This window comes from Sphingomonas sp. IC-56 (assembly GCF_021043375.1).
Lineage (GTDB): Bacteria > Pseudomonadota > Alphaproteobacteria > Sphingomonadales > Sphingomonadaceae > Sphingomonas.
On the sequence record NZ_JAJNDV010000013.1, the window covers coordinates 1 to 19,780 of the forward strand.

The following is a 19,780-nucleotide window of genomic DNA, read 5'->3' on the forward strand; positions in this document are numbered from 1 at the left end:
TATGGGGTGGATGCGCTGGAGGTGGCGGAGCGGCATGTGGCTTCGATACTGGCGCTGGGGGAAGGGGCTGGCGTTGGGTGACGTTGGCCGCGAGCGTGGCGTCCGATGGTGTGCGGGATGCTTGCCGATAGTGCGTTGCAGCTGGGCCCCGGCCTTCGCCGGGGAACTTTGGTGGGGATTCAGGTTGGGGCTTGCTCCCGATCCCCACCCATGCATTTAGCGCGGCCATGAATGCGCCGGTGGGGGATGTGGAAGTCGTGCAGGGCGGGCGCCGCAGTCCCGGGCTATTGAACCTGTTGGCGCCGGTGTTCGAGCGGCAGCTGGACACCATCGACCGAGGTATTGCCGAGGGCAGTCTGCAAGTCACGCTGCCGACCGGAGAGGCGCGGCTGCTCGGCGGGCGAGCCGAAGGACCTGCCGCCATTGTTGATCTGCGCAGCTGGCGGGCGCTGATCCGATTGGGGCTGAGCGGATCGGGCGGATGGTATGAAGCCTGGGCTGCGGGGGAATGGGCCAGCCCCGATCCGGTGCAGCTGTTCGCCTTGTTCACGCGCAATCGCACTTCGCTGGCGCGGCCGGCGCGGGCGACGGGGCCGTCGCTGCTGGTGCGGCGGTTTTTGCACTGGGTGCGGCGCAACCATCAGCGCGGATCGCGGCGGAACATTCAGTTCCACTACGATCTGGGCAACGACTTCTACTTGCCCTGGCTCGATGCGAGCATGACCTATTCGAGCGCGCTGTTCGAGGCGCCCGACCAGCCGCTGGAGGCGGCGCAGGCGGCCAAGCTGCGCGCGATCCTGGAGCGGACCGAGACGAAGCCTGGCGATCGCATCCTGGAGATCGGTTGCGGCTGGGGGTCCTTTGCCGAACTGGCGTTGCGCGAGGGCCGGCGCGTGCATGGCATCACGCTGTCCACCGAGCAGCGCGCGTTTGCAGAGGCGCGCAACGCCGCCTTGTCGGGGGGCGAGTTCACGCTGACCGACTATCGCGCAGTGACCGGGCAGTTCGATGCGGTGGCGAGCATCGAGATGGCCGAGGCCGTAGGGCGGGAATATTGGCCAGCCTATCTGTCGGCGATTGCGCGGGCGCTGAAGCCCGGCGGGCGCGCGGCGTTGCAGGTCATCACCTTCGACGACGCGTTCTTCGAAGATTATGCGAACAATGTCGACTTCATCCAGACCTATGTCTTCCCCGGGGGACTGCTGATTTCCGAGCGGGAGTTTGCGCGGGTGGCCGCTGAGCATGGGCTGCGGTGGAGCGGGCCGTTCCGGTTCGGGCTGGATTATGCCGAGACGCTGCGGCTGTGGCTGGAGCGGTTCGACCGCGCGGTGGCCGAAGGGCGGCTGCCGGGGCAATTTGACCGCAAGTTCATCGACTTGTGGCGCTATTATCTGATGTATTGTGAGGGTGGCTTCCGTGGGGGGAGCATCGATGTGGTGCAGGTTACGTTGGTGAAGGACGCGTGCGTTTAGATCCTCCCCTGCGAGGGGGAGGATTGATCTGGGAATTCCCCGGCGGAGGCCGGGGCCCAGCTGCCGAGGTTCATGGATGGCGCGGGACGTTAACGGCTACTGCATTGCAGCTAGGCCCCGGCCTTCGCCGGGGAACTGATGAGGAGCGGCGTCAGCCGACCCGTTCGAAGTGGCCGTGGTCGAAGCCCGAGGTGAGTAGCGCAGCGATGCGGTCGGCGACGGCTTCGGGGGCCTTTACCGTCTGGGGATCCTCACCGGGGAAGGCGCGCGCGCGCATCTTGGTGCGGGTGGCGCCGGGGTCGAGGATCGCAGCGCGGATCGCCGAGATGTGGCGCACTTCCTCGCCATAGCTGAGCAGCAGGTTCTCGAACGCGGCCTTTGAGGCCCCGTACATGCCCCAATAAGCGCGCGGAGTGCGGCCGACGCTGGAGGTGACGCCGATCACGCGGGCGTTCGGCGCTTTCTTGAGCAGCGGGTCGAACGCGGCCAGCATCGCGGCCTGGGCCGTGACGTTGAGCGTCAGGACCTTGGCGAATTCCTTGAAGTCGAAAGCGGGCACGGCGCTGAGCGTGCCGAGCGACGCGGCGTTGAGCACCAGCATGTCGAGTGCTGGCCAGCGCTCCGCAATCGCGACCGCCAGCCGCGAGACGCTTTCATTCTCGGCCAGGTCCATCGGCGCGATGGTGGCCGAGCCCCCGGCGGCGAAGATCGCCTCCTCGACTTCCTCAAGCCCCCCGGCTGTGCGGGCGGTGAGGACCACATGCGCGCCGGCCCGGCCGAGCGCGAGCGCGGTGGCGGCGCCGATACCGCGGCTGGCGCCAGTGACGAGCGCGGTCTGGCCGGCGAGGAGCGTGTCGTTCATGTACGTTCTTCCGTGTGCGAACAGGTCAGCCGACCCGTTCCTCCAGAAGCGCGAACTGGTCAACCGGGGCGAACTCGTCCTGGTCGGTCAGCGTGGTGGGATAATCGCCGGTGAAGCACGCATCGCAATATTTGGGATGGATGTCGGCACGGCGCGCTTCGCCCAGCGCCTTGTACAGCCCATCGATGGTGACAAAGGCCAGGCTGTCGGCATGGATGAAGTCGGTCATGCCCGCGACATCATGCTTGGCGGCGAGCAGGTTTGCGCGCTCGGGCGTGTCGACGCCGTAGAAGCAGCTGTGCCGCGTGGGCGGCGAGGCGATGCGCATATGGACCTCGGCAGCGCCGGCGTCGCGCATCATCTGGACGATCTTGAGGCTGGTGGTGCCGCGCACGATCGAATCGTCGATCAGCACCACGCGCTTGCCCTTGATCAGCTCGCGATTGGCGTTGTGCTTGAGCTTGACGCCCAGGTGGCGGACCTTGTCGCCGGGCTGGATGAAGGTGCGGCCGACATAGTGCGAGCGGATGATGCCGAGTTCGAACGGGATGCCGCTTTCCTGGGCATAGCCGATCGCTGCGGGGACGCCCGAATCCGGGACCGGGACGACGAGGTCTGCCTCTACCGGCGCCTCTATCGCCAGCTGCCCGCCGATCGCCTTGCGCACCGAATAGACCGAGCGGTCTTCGCTGATCGAATCGGGGCGCGAGAAATAGACATATTCGAAGATGCACGGGCGCGGCGCGAGCGGGGCGAAGGGCTTGTGCGAGGTGATCTCGCCGCCCTTGACGATGACCAGCTCGCCGGGTTCGACATCGCGGACATAGTCGGCGCCGACCACGTCGAGCGCGACGGTTTCGGACGCGAAGACGATCGTGTCGTCGAGCTTGCCCATCACCAGCGGACGGATGCCGAGCGGATCGCGGCAGGCGATCATGCCCTCCGGCGTCATGACGATCAGCGAATAGGCGCCCTCGACCTGCTTGAGCGCGTCGATGAAGCGGTCGATCAGCGTGCGGTATTGCGACGTGGCGACGAGGTGGATGATCACCTCAGTGTCCGAGGTCGACTGGAAGATCGCGCCGCGGCGGACCAGGTCGCGCCGCAGCCGCATCGCGTTGGATATGTTGCCGTTATGCGCGACTGCGAAGCCGCCGCTCGCCAGCTCGGCATAGAGCGGCTGGACGTTGCGGATCGCCGAGCCGCCGGTGGTGGCATAGCGGACATGGCCGCAGGCGACATTGCCAGCCAAGCTGCGGATCACTTCGTCGCGGTCGAAATTGCCCGCAACATGGCCCATCGCGCGATGGGTGTGGAACTGATGCCCGTCCCAGCTGGTTATGCCCGCCGCCTCCTGGCCGCGGTGCTGGAGGGCGTGGAGCCCCAGCGCGACGGCCGCCGCAGCGCCCTCCATGCCGGAAACGCCGAAGATGCCGCACTCTTCGCGCAGCTTGTCGTCATCATATGGGTGCGTGGTAAGCATCAGCCCTCAGTGGGGTTTGCGACTCTTGGAGGCCATATAGGGAGGCAAGTGCGGTTTGTCGCCACTTTGTCACGATTGTTTTCTTCCCCCCGCCGCAAGCCTGGGGATAAGGAGTGCGCCGTGAGCAACGAACGCGAAATCGGGCTGCGGCTCGACCCGAAATATGATGCTGCCGGGCTGGTGACGGCGGTGGCGACGGATGCGGCCAGCGGCGACGTGCTGATGGTGGCCCATATGAACGCCGATGCGCTGAAGCTGACCATGGAGACGGGGGAGGCGACCTTCTGGTCGCGTAGCCGCGGGCGGTTGTGGAAGAAGGGCGAGACTTCGGGGCATGTGCTGAAGGTTGTCGAGGCGCGGATCGACTGCGACCAGGACGCGGTGTGGCTGAAGGTCGAGCCGCAGGGGCCGGCCTGCCACACCGGCGCGCGGTCGTGTTTCTATCGGATCATCGAGGATGGCGGGCTCGTGTCCGAGGCATGAGGGCGCTGCTCGGCCTGTTGCTGGTGCTGGCCGGATGCTCCGATGGAGGGGGCGGCGGCAATGCAGTGCAGGCGAGCGCGGACCTGGAGCGCGCGGCGATATCGCGCGGGCTGGTGCGCGATCCGGACGAAATGCGGCTGGCTGGGCTGTATGCGCGGGACACCGACCGGGTGTGCGTGCGTCCGCGCAAGGGCGACACCGCGCAGATCGGGGTGTTTGTCGACTATGGCGACGGGATTACCTGTAGCGCAGCCGGAACGGTGCGGCAGGAAGGCGAGGCGCTGCACCTGAAGCTGGGCCGCTCGGAAAGCTGCGCGTTCGAGGCGCGGTTTGACGGGACGGCGATCCGCTTTCCCGGAACTGTCCCTGCCGAATGCGCGGCGTTGTGCGCGAAGCGCGCGTCGCTTTCGGGGGTGGAGGTGTCGCTGCTCAGCGAGTCGGACGCCGAAGCCGCGGCGCTGCGCGATGCGGCGGGACGGCGGCTTTGCGGGACGTGAGCTGCTTGACGTTCACGTAAGGGGAAACTAAATTGGGGGCATGTCCGCTGCCGCTCCCATCGAGGCCCTGGCGCCGATCGATAATCGTCCGGATCAGGACGCGTTCTCCATTTCTGACCTGTGCGCCGAGTTCGCGGTCACGCCGCGGGCGCTGCGCTTCTATGAGGATGAAGGGCTGATCTCGCCCGAGCGGCGGGGCACGGTGCGGATCTATTCGCATCGCGACCGCGCGCGGCTCGCGTGGATCCTGCGCGGCAAGCGGGTGGGCTTCAGCCTGGCCGAGATCCGCGAGATGATCGACCTGTACGATATCGGAGACGGGCGCCGGGTTCAGCGTCAGGTGACGCTGGAACGCTGCCAGGACCGCATCGCCCTGCTCGAGAACCAGAAGCGCGATATCGACGCCCATATCACCGAGCTCCAGCACTTCGTCGAACTGCTGCAAAGCAGCGACACCATCTGAGGAACCTGAAATGCCGCAATATACGCCGCCCGTGCGCGACACGCGCTTCATCCTGGACTCGGTGATCGGCCTGGACCGCCACGCCAATCTGCCCGGCTTCGAGAATGCCACGCCCGATACGGTGGAAGCCGTGCTGGAGCAGGGCGGCCAGTTCGTTGCCGAAGTGCTGTTCCCGCTCAATCAGGTCGGCGACCAGCATGGCTGCACCCGCCACGAGGATGGCAGCGTCACCACGCCACCGGGGTTCAAGGAAGGATATCAGCAGTTCGTCGAGAGCGGCTGGGGTACGCTGAGCGCGCCCGAGCAGTTTGGCGGGCAGGCGATGCCGCACGTCATCTCCACGGCATTCCAGGAATATATGATCTCGGCCAACATGGCGTTCGCCATGTATCCAGGCCTCACGCACGGCGCGATCGCCGCGCTGCTCGCCAAGGGTTCGGACGAGCAGAAGGCGATGTACGTCCCCAAGATGGTGTCGGGCGAATGGGGCGGCACCATGAACCTGACCGAGCCGCATTGCGGCACCGATCTTGGCCTGATCCGCACGCGCGCCGAGCCGAACGCCGATGGCAGCTGGTCGATCACCGGCACCAAGATCTTCATTTCGTCGGGCGAGCATGACCTGACCAGCAACATCATCCACCTGGTGCTCGCCAAGACGCCGGGCGCGCCGGAGAGCAGCAAGGGCATTTCTCTGTTCGTGGTGCCCAAGTTCATCGTCAATGAGGACGGGTCGCCGGGCGAACGCAACGCGGTGAGCTGCGGATCGATCGAGCACAAGATGGGCATCCACGGGAACTCGACCTGCGTCATGAACTATGACGGTGCCACCGGCTGGCTGGTCGGCGACGAGATGAAGGGCCTGGCCGCGATGTTCATCATGATGAACGCGGCTCGCCTGGGCGTTGGTCTGCAAGGGCTGGGTGTCGCCGAGACCGCCTACCAGAACGCGGTGCAATATGCCGAGGACCGTCGCCAGGGCCGTGCGCTGACCGGCGCCGCTGAACCGAACGAGAAGGCCGATACGCTGTTCGTCCATCCGGACGTGCGCCGCATGCTGATGGAGAGCAAGGCGCTGACCGAGGGGCTGCGGGCGCTGTGCCTGTGGGGTGCGCTCCAGGTCGACCTGGAGCATGCCGCCGAGAGCGAGGAAGCGCGCCAGCTGGCCGGCGACCTGGTCGGGCTGCTGACTCCGGTCATCAAGGGCGTGGGCACCGACATCGGCTACCGCGTCGCGACCGATGCGCAGCAGGTCTATGGCGGCCATGGCTACATCGCCGAATGGGGCATGGAGCAATATGTCCGCGATGCCCGCATCTCGATGATCTATGAAGGCACCAATGGCGTGCAGGCGATGGATCTGGTCGGCCGCAAGCTCGCCCAGAATGGCGGCCGCGCGGTGCAGGCGCTGTTCCGCGTCGTCACTGAGGAAGTGGCTGCTGCAAAGCAGGACGAGAAGCTGAAGAGCTTTGCCGAGGCGCTGGAAAAGGCGCTGGGGCACCTGCAGGGCGCGACCATGTGGCTGGCGGCGAATGGCTTCAAGAACCCCAACGATGTCGGCGCGGGTGCGTATCCGTACATGCAGCTGACCGGCACCGTGGCGCTCGGCCTGATGTGGCTGCGCATGGCCAAAGCGGCTGCCGACGGGCTTGCTTCGGGTGCGGACAATGCCAAGTTCCTGGAAGCCAAGCTGGTGACGGCGCGCTTCTTTGCCGAGCGGTTCCTGCCGGATGCCGGTGGTCTGCGCCGCAAGGTCGAGGCTGGGAGCGAGACGGTGATGGCGCTGGATCCGGAGATGTTCCGGGCGGCGTAAGCGGCTGGCGTCGAAGCAGTGACTGTTCCCCGGCGAGGGCCGGGGTCAGTTGCAATACCGTCGCGGCAGTGTTCCTGCTCCGCCGATAGTGCGTCGAAACTGGGCCCCGGCCTTCGCCTGGGGACTGATGGGTGGTATGTTTTTCGTCACCCCGGCTTTGAGCCGGGGTGACGCTGCCTTGGTCGGTAGAAGAAGAAGCGGGATCCCGGCTCGAGGCCGGGATGACGGTGATTTGAAGACCGGCTTGTGCGCTCACGCTTTGGAGGTACTTGGCGGTTAGCCCAGCGCTTGGATGTCGTGCTTCTTCAGTACGCGTGTGGCGAGCATCCCAACCGCTGTTGTGAGGCTGTTCCCCGGCGAAGGCTGGGGTTCAGTTGCAATGCTGTCGCGGCAGCGTTCCTGCGCCGCCGATAGTGCGCCGAAACTGGGCCCCGGCCTTCGCCGGGGAACTGGTGCGTGTGTTCTTCGTCGCTCCGGCCTTGAGCCGGGTCCCCGCTGTTTTGGGCCGGTGAAGAAGAAGCGGGATTCCGGCTCAGGGCCGGGATGACGGTGGTGGAGAAGGCTGGCTCGCGTTTTTGAGCCGCGGGGTTCAGCGCGGGGTGGGGCTCGGCTGAGGCTTGTCGGTTGTGGGACCAGCAGCGGCAGGGTCGGCTGCGGCGCTCTTTTTGCGGATGCCGGTGAGCAGAACCGGACCGGCTGGTTTTGCCTCACCGGCTGCCGCTGGCGTCGGCGCAGGGGCAGGGGCAGGGGCGGGAGCTGCCGCTGCCGGGACTTGTGCGCGCATGCATTGTACCGGGCTGGGGCGCTTGAACTGCTGGCAGTTCCATAGTGCCTTGGCGAAGCCGACATTCTGGTCGCGCAGGTAGCTGAACGACATGGCTGCGCTTTGTGCCGGGCTTGCCGGCAGTTGCTTGGGGGTTTGCTTGGCGTCGGTCCAGGCCATGAACTTGCAGAAGGCACGTTCGCCGCAGGTCTTGATCGCCAGCGCGGCGAACGATTCCGGGTTCATCGAACGGTCGAGCGTCACCGCGAAGCTGTTATTGTCCAGCCCGGCGGCGCCGAGCGGGGCGGGGACTGCGCTGTCGGGAATGGCTTCGGGATCGAGCGGCTTTTCGGCTTCGGCGAGTTCGAGCGCGAGGAGGTCGCCGGTGCCGCCCTGGTGGACAGGCGAGAGCCGCGCCATTTGCGGTACGTTGGGCTCGGCGCCGGCATAGCCGCGGTTGAAGGCGGGCGGGGTGCCCCACCAGCCGGCCCAGCGGAAGAACAGGTGGGTGTGCACCTCGGTGATCTTTTCCAGGCTGGCGCTCCAATAAGGCACGACCCAGTCGGTGTGGTAGTGGGTGGCGTGGCCCACCGCCTTGTAGACCGTGCCGTTCAGCGCGAGCTCGGCGACTTCGCGGGCGCGCTTCCATGCAGCAGCGGTCGGGGTGTAGCGCAGCATCGCGCCGTCGCAGGTGAAGGTGAACTGGCAGCCGGTGCCGCGCTCGGCGCCCTGGAACACGACGCCGCACACCGTCTTGGGGAAGGCCGGGTGGCGCAGGCGATTGATGATGACCTGTGCCACGGCCCGCTGGCCGACCGTGTCGTCGCCGGCTTCGTAATAGACGCCAGCCGCTAGGCAATCGATTCCGCGGGCGCGGCTGTCTTCGGCACCGGGGAGGCGGAAGGGGCGGGCTGCCGGGTTGGGCAGCGTGGAGAAGGGGACCGAGGCGTTGATCGCGCGAGCGTCATCCGGGTCGACGGCTTGGAGCTGCACGGGCTCGACCGGGGGAAGCTCGGCCTTGGGCACGACGCGGTGGGAGATGACCACCGGGGGCCGCTTGTGCACCACCACGCGCGGGCTGTTGGCGACGAGGAGGGCCGGGATCGCGATGGCGAGCAGCGCGACGAGCGCGAGGATCGCGATCAGCAGCGGGGATATGGTGGCAGCACTGGCGGAGCGCTGATCTTGGAGAGGGAGCATGGTCCGGCCGGTCAGTTCGGGCGCAGGGCTGATGAAACGGCGGTAGGGATCAAGTGGCAGGCTCCTTGCGCAGGCTTGCGCGGGATAACGCGGGTGTCGTCAACAAGGAACCGCGGATGAGGATCCGAATGGAAGCGAAGCGAGACAGCGTGGCCGGCGATCAGATCGCAGGCCACGCCGATCGTGCTTTGCGCGCTACCTCCCCCACCGAAAGCGTGGAGGTGGTGAGCCTCAGCTTTCCGGCAGGAAGTCCGGAACGCTGAGGTAGCGCTCGCCGGTGTCGTAGTTGAAGCCGAGCACGCGCACATTGTCGGGCAGGTCGGGGAGCTTCTGGAGGATGGCGGCAAGCGTCGCGCCCGAGCTGATGCCGACCAGCATGCCTTCTTCACAAGCCGAGCGCCGGGCCATGTCCTTGGCGACATTGGCGTCGACCTTGATCACGCCGTCGATCGCGTCGGTGTGGAGGTTGCGCGGTACGAAGCCGGCGCCGATGCCCTGGATCGGGTGCGGGCCCGGGGTGCCGCCCGAGATGACTGGCGACAGCTCGGGCTCGACCGCGAACACCTTGAGGTTCGGCCATTCCTTCTTGAGCGTCTCGGCAACGCCGGTGATGTGGCCGCCGGTGCCCACGCCGGTGATGATCACGTCTATGGGGGTGTCGCGGAAGTCGTTCAGGATCTCCTGCGCGGTGGTGCGGACATGAACCTCGACATTGGCCGGGTTCTCGAACTGCTGGGCGAGCCAGGCGCCCGGAGTTGCCTCGACGATCTCCATGGCGCGCTCGATCGCGCCCTTCATGCCCTTTTCACGCGGGGTCAGGTCGAAGCTGGCGCCATAGGCCAGCATCAGGCGGCGGCGCTCGATGCTCATGCTTTCGGGCATGACCAGGATCAGCTTGTAGCCCTTGACCGCGGCGACCATCGCGAGGCCAACGCCGGTGTTGCCGCTGGTCGGCTCGACGATGGTGCCGCCGGGCTTGAGGTCGCCCGAGGCTTCGGCCGCTTCGATCATGGCGAGCGCGATGCGGTCCTTGATTGAGCCGGCGGGGTTGGAGCGTTCCGATTTGATCCAGACCTCGGCGCCCGGAAACAGCTTGTTGATGCGCACGTGCGGCGTGTTGCCGATCGTGTCGAGGATGGTGTTCGCCTTCATGTCGTCATCTCCTTGGGAGGCACTTCGAGATCGGCCGGAGGATCAAAGGTGCGAGCCCGCCTTAGTTCCGGGAATAGCTTGGCCCATAGGATCGTGACAAGGATGGCGCCGATGCCGCCGCCGATCACTGCGGCGACCGGCCCGATCGCTGCGGCGAGGAAGCCGGATTCGGCCTCGCCCAGTTCGTTGGAGCCGGACACGAACAGCGTGGAAACCGCGCCGACGCGGCCGCGCATCTCGTCGGGCGTGTAGAGCTGGATGAGGGACTGGCGGACATAGACCGAGACCATGTCGGCGGCGCCGAGCACGAAGAGGGCAACCAGCGAGAGCAGCACGGCGGGGGCGAGGTCATGGCCGATCGCCGCGGGGCCAAGGGCTGGAAGCAGCAACGGGGCGGACGCGCCGAACACCACGGTGGCGAGACCGAATACGCCGACCGCGAGCAGCATCTTCTTGCCGACTTCGGTCTTCAGCGGGCGCCACGCGAACAGGGCGGCAGTCAGCACCGCACCGACGGCAGGCGCGGCGCGGAGATGGCCCAGCCCCTCGGCACCGACCTGAAGCACGTCGCGGGCATAGACCGGCAGCATCGCCGTCGCGCCGCCGAGTAGTACCGCGAACAGGTCGAGCGAGATCGCGCCGAGCACCAGGCGGTTGCGGCGGACATAGCGCAAACCGTCTACCATTTGAGCGAAGGGGCTGCCGGTGAACTTCTTGTTGCTGCGCGGGACCGGGCCGATTAGCATCAGCATGGTGAAGGACAGCAGGAACAGCCCGCCCGACACGGTGTAGGGCAGCCAGGCCGAGGCGGCGTAGAGGTAGCCGCCCATGGCCGGGCCGATCACGGTGCCGGCCTGCCACGCCAGCGAACTGAGCGCGATTGCCGTCGGCAGGATCGCCTTGGGCACCAGATTGGGGGCAAGCGCGCCGAGCGCCGGCCCGGCAAAGGCGCGGGCGACGCCGAGCAGCGCGGCGATGCCGAACAAGGCCGGCAGACTGATATTGCCGCTATAGGTCAGCCAGGCGAGCGACAGGGCGCAGCCGGCCTCCAGAGCGACGGCGGCGCGGGCGATCCAGCGGCGGTCGATCTGGTCGGCGAGCCAGCCGGCGAACAGCGACAGCAGCAACAAGGGCACGAATTGCGCGACGCCGATCAGGCCAAGCTGAAAGGCGGCTTCCTGGATGCTCATCGTCTCGCGGGCGATGTCATACACCTGCCAGCCGATGACGATGACCATCGCCATCTGCCCCAGCGTCGCACACAGGCGCGCCACCCAATAAGCGCGAAAATTGGGCACGGCGAAGGGATGGCTGGGCATGGCGGGCTCTTGGCGCTTCGCCGGCGGCTCTGCAATCGCGGATTGCGGCACGGGCTTAGCGGACCTGCGCGGGCTGGGCGTCGGCGGTTTCGTCCTGGCGCGGGTTGCGGAGCGCCGGGTTGAGGCGGGCTACGCTGCACAGCCCGGCGATCAGCGCGAGCGCGGCGGCGGTGAGCGGTGGGATGGTGCCGCCGCCCAGACCCATCGCCAGCAGCGCAGCGACCAAAGTCGCGCCGGTGGTCTGGCCTACCATGCGGGTAGTGGAGATAAGCCCGCCGGCTGCCGCGGCACGCTGTTCCGGGGCCGAGCCGATGATAAGGCGGGCATTGGGCGAAAGGAACAGGCCGAAGCCGGCGCCGCTCAGCGACATGCGCCATGCAATGTCGAACCAGCTGGGGTCCGCAGGCAGGAAGGCGAGCGATAGAAGCCCGGCGATCGCCACGGCCATGCCGATGCCGCCCAGCGCGCCAGCGGGGTAGCGATCGGACAGCACGCCGGCGAGCGGGGCGACGATCATGGTCGTGAGCGGCCAGGGTGCCAGAACGGCGCCGACCTCCGAGGGGCTGAAGCCATAGGCGTGCTGCAGGCGGAAGGGCAGCGACAGCAAGGTCGTCATCGTGGCGATGAACGCCGTGAACGCACCGATCGTGGACAGGGCGAGCACGGGTCGGCCGAGCAAGTCGATCGGGAGGATCGGCCGGGGCTCGTCACGCTCGCGGCGGACGAACAGGATGCCGATCACCACGCCAGCCAAAACCACCCCCGCGGACACCACGGGGCTATCTCCGTGCACTGCACTTTCCAGCCCGCCAATGATCAGCCCGAACATGGCGGCGCACAGCAGCGCGCCGAGCACATCGAACGGCTCGGTGCTGCGCTCGGACTCGGGCAGCGCGCGACCTAGAAGCAGGCTGAGAACCGCAAAGGGTACTGCCGATGCGAACACCCAGGGCCAGGGACCGACCGCCAGCACCAGCCCGCCGAGCGTCGGAGCAAGCGCCGCGGAACTGGAGACCACGACCGAGTTGATGCCCAGACCACGACCAAGCTGTTCGGGCGGATAGATGCGGCGGATCAGCGCCGAGGCGACGCTGAGGGTCGCCGCAGCGCCCATCGCCTGCGCGGCGCGCACGATCAGCAGGAAGGGCAGGCTCTTGGCGAAGAAGCACAGGATGGTGGCGGCGGTGAAAACCAGCTGGCCGATCTGGTAGAGCCGCTTCAGGCCGATGCGGTCGCCTAGCCCGGAAAAAGGCAGGAGCAGCATCACCAGCACGAGCTGGTACACGGTCACCACCGCTACTGCCGAGGACGGATCGACATGGAGGTCGCGGGCAATGGTGGGCAGCGCCACCGTCGCGATCGCGCCGTCGATCACCACCAGCGCAGTGCCGCAGGAGATCGCGGCGACTGCCTGAACGCGGCGGCGCAGCGCGGGAGCTTCGGTCATCGGCTGCTCAAGCCATGAGCGGGGCAGCGGTTCCGCTTCACGAACATGCAGGTCAGGAAGCGCCGGGCGGCGCTTCCTGAATCAAGGTTTAGCGGCAGCGGACCTGCTGCTGGTTGCGCTGCACCTGGTTGCCGAGCGCACCGCCGGCAATCGCGCCTAGCAGCGTACCGACCGTGCTGGAGCGGCGGCCGGCGATGACGTTGCCGAACAGGCCGCCAGCAGCCGCGCCGACGATCAGGCCGGTGGTGCCGTCGGGACGCTCGCAATAATAGCGGCCGTCATTGCCGCGATAGACGCGGTCGTCCGAGGCAAGCACGCGCTCCTGGTAATTTCCGGCGCGATAGTCACGGGCGGGATCATAGTTCGGATCGTCGTAGCGATCGTCATTGTAGCCCGGACGGGCGGGCGGGGGATTGTTGTTCCAGTTGGGCTGCGAGCCCTGAGACCCGCGGAAGCGACGATAGCGGTCGAGCGCCGCCTGAAACTGTTCATATTCATCGTCGAAGCGGCGCTGCGCGGCGTCGAAGCGGGCTTCCTCGTCCTGCGAGTAGCGCGCGCTGTTGTTGGTCTGCGCAGCGGCGGGGCTGGCCACCGCGATGGTCGCAGCGGCGATGGCGGCAAAGCCGAACACGTGTTTCATGATGCTCTTCTCCTTCCCTGAAGGGCCAGCATGGCCTTGGACGGGCAAATCGGCCAGCGCGGGTGAAGCACGGCTGAACGCGTGAACGTCGGAAGCACGCGGCGGCTCCAGGTTAGAGGTGGGAACCGAGGCACGCGCTGGCGCTTGAACCACTTGCTGACAATCTCGCCCGGTTTTCGTGGCGCTGGAAGTCGGATAAGGAAGTTAACCGGCGCGCTGCGGACTTGTTGCAGCGCAGCATCCGACGCATAGCACAGGCATGAAGTTGACGACCCAAGCCGATACCCCGACCCCGCCCGCCGCCGCCACGCCGCTTGTACTGGAGGCGATCGTCCGCCTGCGCTGCCTGTCGGCCGAGTATAACCGCACGCGCATGATCCTGGCGCCGCACATCCTCTACACCCGCGACGACAAGCTGTATGTCGATGGCGTGGTGATCGTGCGCGAAGGCATGATCCCGCGCGAGGAGAAGATGGGTACCTTCAAGCTCGACGGGCTGAAGGAACTGAACCTGCTGGAGCGCGACTTCGCGATCAGCGCGCTGTTCGACGCGGCCCTCGACAAATATCAGGGCGTGACGCTGATGGCGGTGGAGCCGCAGGCGGGCTGAGCGCGCGGAAGTTTAGGAAAGTTTAGACCAAAAGCGCGGCTTCGAGCCTGCTTCCAATAGTTCACAGAGCGGCCCGGCATGCGCCAAGTGCCGCCAGTGAAGCAAACGAAATCCTACAAGGTAAGCCCGTCAGGCGCGGGCCGCGGCGCGCTCCGCGATCGCGTTTTCAACTGCGCGCAGCCCCTCAGTGCTGGCGACGGCCAAGTCGAGCGGACGGCCGCCCAGCGTTTCATCGAAGCTGTTGAGGAATTCGCGCGCGGCATCGGTGCCGCCCAGCTTTTCCCAGGCCAGCATGGTGATGCGGCCCTGGCGCTCGGCGCTCTCAGGCGAGAGGCGGTTTTCGGTGAAGCGCTTGCGGAAGGGTTTGCGCGCCGGGCGCTGGTCCTCGGCGGACTCGTGCACCTCGGGCTCTTCGCCTGCGTCCATGATGGGCCGGTCCTCGGCCGTGTCCTTCAGCTCGATCGGCTGGGCGTCTTCGTCCTCGCGCTCCATCAACGACGGTTCCCGCGGCGCGCGCCGCCAAAGCCGGTGCCCTGCACGCGCTCACGATAGACCAGGCGACCCTTGTCGAGGTCATAGGGCGACATCTCGACCATCACGCGGTCGCCGACGATCGAGCGGATGCGGAACTTGCGCATCTTGCCCGCGGTGTAGACGACGATGCGGTGATCGTTTTCCAGCTTCACGCGGAAGCGGCCGTCCGGCAGGATTTCCTCGATCATGCCGTCGAGGGTCATGAGTTCTTCTTTGGCCATTAAGCAGTTGCCTCTGTTGTTGCGAATGCGCGCTGAAGTTCGGTGATGCGACGGCCATATGCATTGGCCAGGCCGAGATGGGCAACACGTGCTTCGCAGCACGCGGCGGCATCGGAGCGCATCAGCGAAACCTGCTGGCGGTATAGGAGCTGGTTGAGGTCCATGTTCGCGGACTCCCGGACTGTAGACGGGAGCGCGGATGGTCTCTCAGTCACAGGCGCCTACGTGCGGTGTTGCCGGTGATGATCGAGATATAGGGTGTTGGGGGCGGAATGTCGAGGTATGGTTCGTTGTTCGGCTCCCGCTTGGGTCTATATCGTGCAAGCGCAGGGCTTGCAGCTTACGCCGTGAAACCCCCTGCATCATGGTAATACGCCTCGGGCTTGTATCGTCTTAGTCCGCTCATAGTCCGCGACGATGTTGAATAATTCGCATCCGCAGATTCGAAAACGCGTAGAATCGTCCTCATTTAAGTAGGTCAGTGGGTGATATGGAGGCGTTAACGCTGAAGCGACTGAGAAGCTTGCTAATGAAGCTTTCCCTTGGTTTGAAGCGGACCACGCTACGTACCGTTCTTCCTGAGCTTGATATTTCTAGCCCATGTTCGCCATCTGCTACGTACCCGATGTCTTTCAACTGTTCTAACGTTTCAATGAGGCTTGTCTTGTCTGAGATCAGCTCTGCATCTCCGAACGGATGTCCGAGCAAGGGTGCCGTGTTCGACATAGACAAAACCTGGCTCTGATTAGATATGCCTTGATCTAGGAGTGCCAACGCCAGCTGATCTGCCGGTGGAAAAAAGTACTGATAGATATCGAGCCGTTTCAGAACCTCGCGTGCATCATCTACACGATTGGCTGCAGTGAAAACCGCAAGGTCATTGGTGTCAAAGCTGTAAAATGGTACCGGACATACACCTACTTGTAAGTCGCCGGATAGCGTATCTGCTGATAAAATTGATCTAAAGTCAACAACGCCTGAGCTAATAGATTCGTCGAATAGTTTCCAAATGTCGCTCCACGGCAGCAGTGAAGCTTGTGACGCAATGTCCATCAACGAGGGCATTGCCGGTAAATCAATGAAGCTAGAGGCGATAACCGCCTTCTCTATAAAGTCGGCGTCGTCCTCCAGGCGGAGGATGGAGGCGATTTTATCCTCAGGAGTTTTCTTAATATCTTCTATAAACTGCTTGCCCTTTGCAATATCTATCTGCGTTATTCCAAGCGGCTCAAGAAGGCGGCGCATAGTTCCGCTAACATCGACGGAGATGGGTCGCGCTACAAGAACTTTGGCTTTAGGCAAGGTAGCTTGAACATCTACCTGCATCATCGCAGCAACACGCGGGTTCGCCTCCGCCGAAACCACGATCACCCGGTTCGTTTTATCGTCAACCGCTACAGCTTGGACCTCATGGTCCAAGCCTGACGCCCCTTTTATTTGTGTAGCCTCTCGTAGCTCCGCGCCAATAGCTTCTGAAAAGGTTTTCCAAATCCGTCGCTGATCAATCTCCGCCTCAGGCATTTTGAAACTCCCATCACCCCAAGCTCACGAAACTATCCATCACGCGCTTCCTGCCGGCAGCCTCGAAGTCGATCTCCAGCTTGTTGCCTTCGATCTCGGCGATGACGCCGTAGCCGAACTTCTGGTGGAAGACGCGCTGGCCGAGCGACAGGTCGGCGCGGGGTTTGGCGCCGAAACTGACCGCGGACGCGCGGCTTTCCAGGACGCGGGGCGCTTCGCGGGTGAAGGTTCGGCTCTGGAAGGTGCCGCCTGGGTTCTTCGTGTCGACGCCCGCCGCGCGCTGCCAGCCTGGACCGCGGCCGGTGCCGCGCCCGACATCGGCGAAGGGGTCGGCGCGTTCGGACCAGTTGGCGCGCCACAGGCTCTCGCCGCCCGACATGCTGGTCTCGCTCTCGACATGCTCGGGCGGGAGTTCGGCGACGAAGCGGCTGGGCAGGCTGCTGGTCCACTGGCCATAGATGCGGCGGTTGGCGGCGTGGAGGATGATGGCCTTTCGCCGGGCGCGGGTGATCGCAACATAGGCCAGGCGGCGTTCCTCCTCAAGGCTGGCGAGCCCGCCTTCGTCGAGCGCGCGTTGCGAGGGGAAGATGCCTTCCTCCCAGCCCACCAGGAACGCGGTGTCGAACTCGAGCCCCTTGGCGGCGTGGATGGTCATGATGGTGACCTTGGGCTCCTCGGCATCGCCTTCATTGTCCATCACCAGGCTGACATGTTCGAGGAAGGCGCCGAGCGATTCATACTCCTCCATCGCGCGGACGAGCTCGTTCAAATTCTCCAGCCGACCGGCAGCCTCGGCAGTGCGGTCGGCCTGCCACATGGCAGTGTAGCCGCTTTCGTCGAGGATGATGCGGGCGAGTTCGGGATGGGTGAGCTGGTCGCCCATGGAGCGCCAGCGGGCGATGTCGCCGACCAGATTGCCCAGCGCACGGCGCGCCTGCGGCGTGAGTTCGTCGGTGTCGAGAATACGGGCCGACGCAGTGGTGAGGGCGAGCCCGGCCGAACGGGCGAACTGGTGGACCTTGGCCAGCGCCTTGTCGCCGAGACCCCGCTTGGGCGTGTTGACGATGCGTTCGAAGGCCAGGTCGTCAGCGGGCTGGGCGACCACGCGCAGATAGGCCAGTGCATCGCGAATTTCCTGGCGCTCATAGAAGCGGAAGCCGCCAATGATCTTGTACGGCATGCCGATCGCGATGAAGCGGTCTTCGAACTCACGGGTCTGGTGCTGGGCGCGCACGAGGATTGCGATTTCGTCGAGCGACTTGCCAGCGCGCTGACAGCTTTCGATCTCCTCGCCGACGCGGCGCGCTTCCTCCGGGCCGTCCCAGATGCCGAGCACCTTGACCTTCTCGCCCACATCGAACTCGGTCCACAGCGTCTTGCCCAAACGCCCGGAATTGTTGGCGATCACGCCCGAGGCCGCCCCAAGGATATGGGGGGTGGAGCGGTAATTCTGTTCGAGGCGGATGACCTTGGCGCCGGGAAAGTCGCGCTCGAACTTCAGGATGTTCTCCACCTGGGCGCCGCGCCAGGAATAGATCGACTGGTCGTCGTCGCCGACGCAGCAGATGTTCTTGCGCTCCTGCGCGAGCAGGCGCAGCCAGAGATACTGGACGCTATTGGTGTCCTGATACTCGTCCACCATGATGTAGCGGAAGCGCTGCTGATATTGCTGAAGCACCTCGCGGTGCGTCTTCAGGATGGTCAGCATGTGAAGCAGCAGATCGCCGAAGTCGCAGGCGTTGAGCGTCTTCAGCCGGTCCTGATAGGCGGCGTACATCGCCTGGCCGCGGCCGTTCGCGTAGAGCTCGCTCTCGCCGGCATCGAGATCGGCGGGGACCAGGCCCTTGTTCTTCCACCCGTCGATTAGACCGGCGAGGCTGCGCGCGGGCCAGCGCTTCTCGTCGAGATCGGCGGCGGTGATAAGCTGCTTGAGCAGCCGCAGCTGGTCGTCGGTGTCGAGGATGGTGAAGTTGCTCTGCAAGCCGACCAGCTCGGCATGGCGGCGCAGCATCTTCGCGCCAATCGCGTGAAAGGTGCCGAGCCAGGGCATGCCCTCGACTGCGTCGCCGACCAGCCGGCCGACGCGCTCGCGCATCTCGCGGGCGGCCTTGTTGGTGAAGGTGACCGACAGGATCTCCGAAGGGTATGCCTTGCGGGTGTAAAGCAGGTGGGCAAGCCGGGCGGTGAGCGCAGCGGTCTTGCCCGTGCCGGCGCCGGCCAGCACCAGCACCGGGCCCTCGGTCGTGAGCACCGCGTCGCGCTGCGGATCGTTCAGGCTCGCGATATAGGGAGCGTCGGCGGGGGAAGGCGCGGGAAGACTCATGGCGAACAGTTAGGGAACGGCGGGCGAGGGGGCAAGTTGCTTGGCGCGCGCGAGCGTGGTTATGGGGCGCAACGGAGGACGCGATGCGCAGGGTGAACAGGAAGACGCGGCTGGCGATCATATTGGCCATTGCCGTGGTAGCGGCGGTGGTCGCGTGGCGCACCAACGAGCGCGCCGGGCGTCCGGTCTGCACCGAAGATCGCGTGGTCGAAAAGGACGGCAGCGGCAAAGTGACGAAGATTACGCGGACCCACTGCCTGTCGGAATAATTGCGCGCTAAAAGGAAGGCATGCGCTTCATCCTCCTCGCGCCGCTGCTGCTCGCAGCGGTGCCCGCCGCCGCTCAAGTAGAGCTGCTCGACCAAATCGCTCCGGAGGCTGGCAAGGGCCAGATCCAGCTGACCACCGCGCCGGGTGGCGAGAGCATCCAGCTGATGAGCGGCGTGTCCGATCTGCTGGCACTGGGCGGGACACTCGCGTTCGAGGATGGCGTGCTGGAAGAAGCAAGCGCGTCGGCGATGTTCCGCTTCTCCAAGCCGGACCAGGGCCCGTTGGGAGTCGCCGTGGAGTTGACCGGCTCGCTGGCGCGCGGCGGATCACTGAGCGATTTGGAAGCACGCCTGATCCTGGAGCGCCAGAGCGACCGCTGGTGGGTGCAGGCGACCGGCATCGTCCGCCACAGCCGCGAAGAGGGCGAGCGCGGCACCGGCCTCGCCTATGTCGGGTCGCTCCAGCACAAGCTTGCCGGCGCGTGGCTGGGGGTCGAGACGTCCGGCCGCTTCGCGACGCTTTCCGGATCGGGTGAGGTGTTCGGCGTGGGGCAATATTATGCCGGGCCCAGCCTGACGCTGGAGCAGGAGCTGGGCGAGAAGGACCTGGAAGTCGGGCTGTCCTGGCAGCAGCGGGTGAAGGGCGATGGCGCGCGGTCGGGTCCCCGCGTTTATGCACAGTTTACCTTCTAATCGCGTCGGAACGGCA

At 65.6% G+C, this 19,780-nt stretch carries 20 protein-coding genes; 8 read left to right on the forward strand and 12 right to left on the reverse strand.

Annotated features, from left to right (window positions below; genetic code table 11):
* Window positions 1-227 precede the first annotated feature (227 nt).
* Entirely contained in the window at window positions 228-1,472 is a 1,245-nt protein-coding gene (locus LQ953_RS14980; protein WP_231031796.1) for an SAM-dependent methyltransferase, read from the forward strand.
* 151 nt (window positions 1,473-1,623) lie between these two features.
* On the opposite strand, the gene LQ953_RS14985 is transcribed toward LQ953_RS14980, so the two are convergent.
* Both LQ953_RS14985 and purF read right to left on the reverse strand, forming a co-directional pair.
* Window positions 1,624-2,334, reverse strand: coding sequence for an SDR family NAD(P)-dependent oxidoreductase (locus LQ953_RS14985; RefSeq protein WP_231031797.1), 711 nt, complete (start codon window positions 2,332-2,334; stop codon window positions 1,624-1,626).
* 25 nt (window positions 2,335-2,359) lie between these two features.
* Window positions 2,360-3,817 carry an amidophosphoribosyltransferase gene (gene purF / locus LQ953_RS14990; protein ID WP_231031798.1) on the reverse strand — a complete coding sequence of 486 codons (1,458 nt, stop codon included), beginning with the start codon at window positions 3,815-3,817 and terminating at the stop codon, window positions 2,360-2,362.
* Window positions 3,818-3,937: 120 nt separating this feature from the next.
* Between purF and hisI the strand changes: the two genes are divergently transcribed.
* Genes hisI through LQ953_RS15010 form a run of 4 tightly spaced genes read left to right on the forward strand, consistent with a single transcriptional unit; the run spans window position 3,938 to window position 7,073 of the window.
* Window positions 3,938-4,300 (forward strand): phosphoribosyl-AMP cyclohydrolase, encoded by a 363-nt coding sequence (gene hisI / locus LQ953_RS14995; RefSeq protein WP_231031799.1) that lies wholly within the window; start codon window positions 3,938-3,940, stop codon window positions 4,298-4,300.
* On the forward strand, window positions 4,297-4,797 hold the full coding sequence (locus LQ953_RS15000) for a hypothetical protein (RefSeq protein ID WP_231031800.1): 501 nt from the start codon (window positions 4,297-4,299) through the stop codon (window positions 4,795-4,797). Before hisI ends, LQ953_RS15000 begins: the two co-directional genes overlap by 4 nt.
* Before the next feature lie 40 nt (window positions 4,798-4,837).
* Window positions 4,838-5,260, forward strand: a complete 423-nt coding sequence (locus tag LQ953_RS15005) for a MerR family transcriptional regulator (protein ID WP_231031801.1) — start codon at window positions 4,838-4,840, stop codon at window positions 5,258-5,260.
* Window positions 5,261-5,270: 10 nt separating this feature from the next.
* Window positions 5,271-7,073, forward strand: a complete 1,803-nt coding sequence (locus tag LQ953_RS15010) for an acyl-CoA dehydrogenase C-terminal domain-containing protein (RefSeq protein ID WP_231031802.1) — start codon at window positions 5,271-5,273, stop codon at window positions 7,071-7,073.
* A gap of 589 nt (window positions 7,074-7,662) precedes the next feature.
* Here LQ953_RS15010 and LQ953_RS15015 read toward each other — a convergent pair.
* The 5 genes from LQ953_RS15015 to LQ953_RS15035 form a co-directional block, all read right to left on the reverse strand.
* Window positions 7,663-9,036, reverse strand: coding sequence for a cell wall hydrolase (locus tag LQ953_RS15015; RefSeq protein ID WP_231031803.1), 1,374 nt, complete (start codon window positions 9,034-9,036; stop codon window positions 7,663-7,665).
* Between the two features lie 231 nt (window positions 9,037-9,267).
* The gene (gene cysK, locus LQ953_RS15020) at window positions 9,268-10,188 is read right to left on the reverse strand and encodes a cysteine synthase A (RefSeq protein ID WP_231031804.1); all 921 of its coding nucleotides are present in this window, start codon (window positions 10,186-10,188) and stop codon (window positions 9,268-9,270) included.
* A complete protein-coding gene (locus LQ953_RS15025) occupies window positions 10,185-11,507 on the reverse strand; it encodes an MFS transporter (protein WP_231031805.1) in 1,323 nt (440 codons plus the stop codon). Before LQ953_RS15025 ends, cysK begins: the two co-directional genes overlap by 4 nt.
* Window positions 11,508-11,562: 55 nt before the next feature.
* The gene (locus LQ953_RS15030) at window positions 11,563-12,954 is read right to left on the reverse strand and encodes an MFS transporter (RefSeq protein ID WP_231031806.1); all 1,392 of its coding nucleotides are present in this window, start codon (window positions 12,952-12,954) and stop codon (window positions 11,563-11,565) included.
* Window positions 12,955-13,042: 88 nt separating this feature from the next.
* Entirely contained in the window at window positions 13,043-13,594 is a 552-nt protein-coding gene (locus tag LQ953_RS15035) for a glycine zipper 2TM domain-containing protein (RefSeq protein WP_231031807.1), read from the reverse strand.
* Window positions 13,595-13,853: 259 nt separating this feature from the next.
* Between LQ953_RS15035 and LQ953_RS15040 the strand changes: the two genes are divergently transcribed.
* Entirely contained in the window at window positions 13,854-14,204 is a 351-nt protein-coding gene (locus LQ953_RS15040) for a hypothetical protein (protein WP_231031808.1), read from the forward strand.
* 129 nt (window positions 14,205-14,333) lie between these two features.
* Here the strand turns inward: LQ953_RS15040 and LQ953_RS15045 are convergent, their stop codons facing one another.
* The 5 genes from LQ953_RS15045 to LQ953_RS15065 all read right to left on the reverse strand — a co-directional run bounded on the left by LQ953_RS15045 (window position 14,334) and on the right by LQ953_RS15065 (window position 18,803).
* The gene (locus LQ953_RS15045; RefSeq protein WP_231031809.1) at window positions 14,334-14,696 is read right to left on the reverse strand and encodes an antitoxin Xre/MbcA/ParS toxin-binding domain-containing protein; all 363 of its coding nucleotides are present in this window, start codon (window positions 14,694-14,696) and stop codon (window positions 14,334-14,336) included.
* Entirely contained in the window at window positions 14,696-14,959 is a 264-nt protein-coding gene (gene infA, locus LQ953_RS15050) for a translation initiation factor IF-1 (RefSeq protein WP_184083609.1), read from the reverse strand. The genes LQ953_RS15045 and infA overlap by 1 nt, the downstream gene beginning before the upstream one ends.
* Window positions 14,959-15,123, reverse strand: coding sequence for a hypothetical protein (locus LQ953_RS15055; RefSeq protein ID WP_231031810.1), 165 nt, complete (start codon window positions 15,121-15,123; stop codon window positions 14,959-14,961). Before LQ953_RS15055 ends, infA begins: the two co-directional genes overlap by 1 nt.
* 301 nt (window positions 15,124-15,424) lie before the next feature.
* Complete coding sequence (locus LQ953_RS15060; RefSeq protein WP_231031811.1) at window positions 15,425-16,480, reverse strand: hypothetical protein; 1,056 nt, start codon at window positions 16,478-16,480, stop codon at window positions 15,425-15,427.
* 13 nt (window positions 16,481-16,493) lie between these two features.
* Entirely contained in the window at window positions 16,494-18,803 is a 2,310-nt protein-coding gene (locus LQ953_RS15065) for an ATP-dependent helicase (RefSeq protein ID WP_231031812.1), read from the reverse strand.
* 83 nt (window positions 18,804-18,886) lie between these two features.
* Here LQ953_RS15065 and LQ953_RS15070 point away from each other — a divergent pair, with 83 nt between their 5' ends.
* Window positions 18,887-19,072, forward strand: coding sequence for a hypothetical protein (locus LQ953_RS15070; RefSeq protein WP_231031813.1), 186 nt, complete (start codon window positions 18,887-18,889; stop codon window positions 19,070-19,072).
* A 20-nt stretch (window positions 19,073-19,092) separates the two neighbouring features.
* On the forward strand, window positions 19,093-19,764 hold the full coding sequence (locus LQ953_RS15075) for a hypothetical protein (RefSeq protein WP_231031814.1): 672 nt from the start codon (window positions 19,093-19,095) through the stop codon (window positions 19,762-19,764).
* Window positions 19,765-19,780 lie beyond the last annotated feature (16 nt).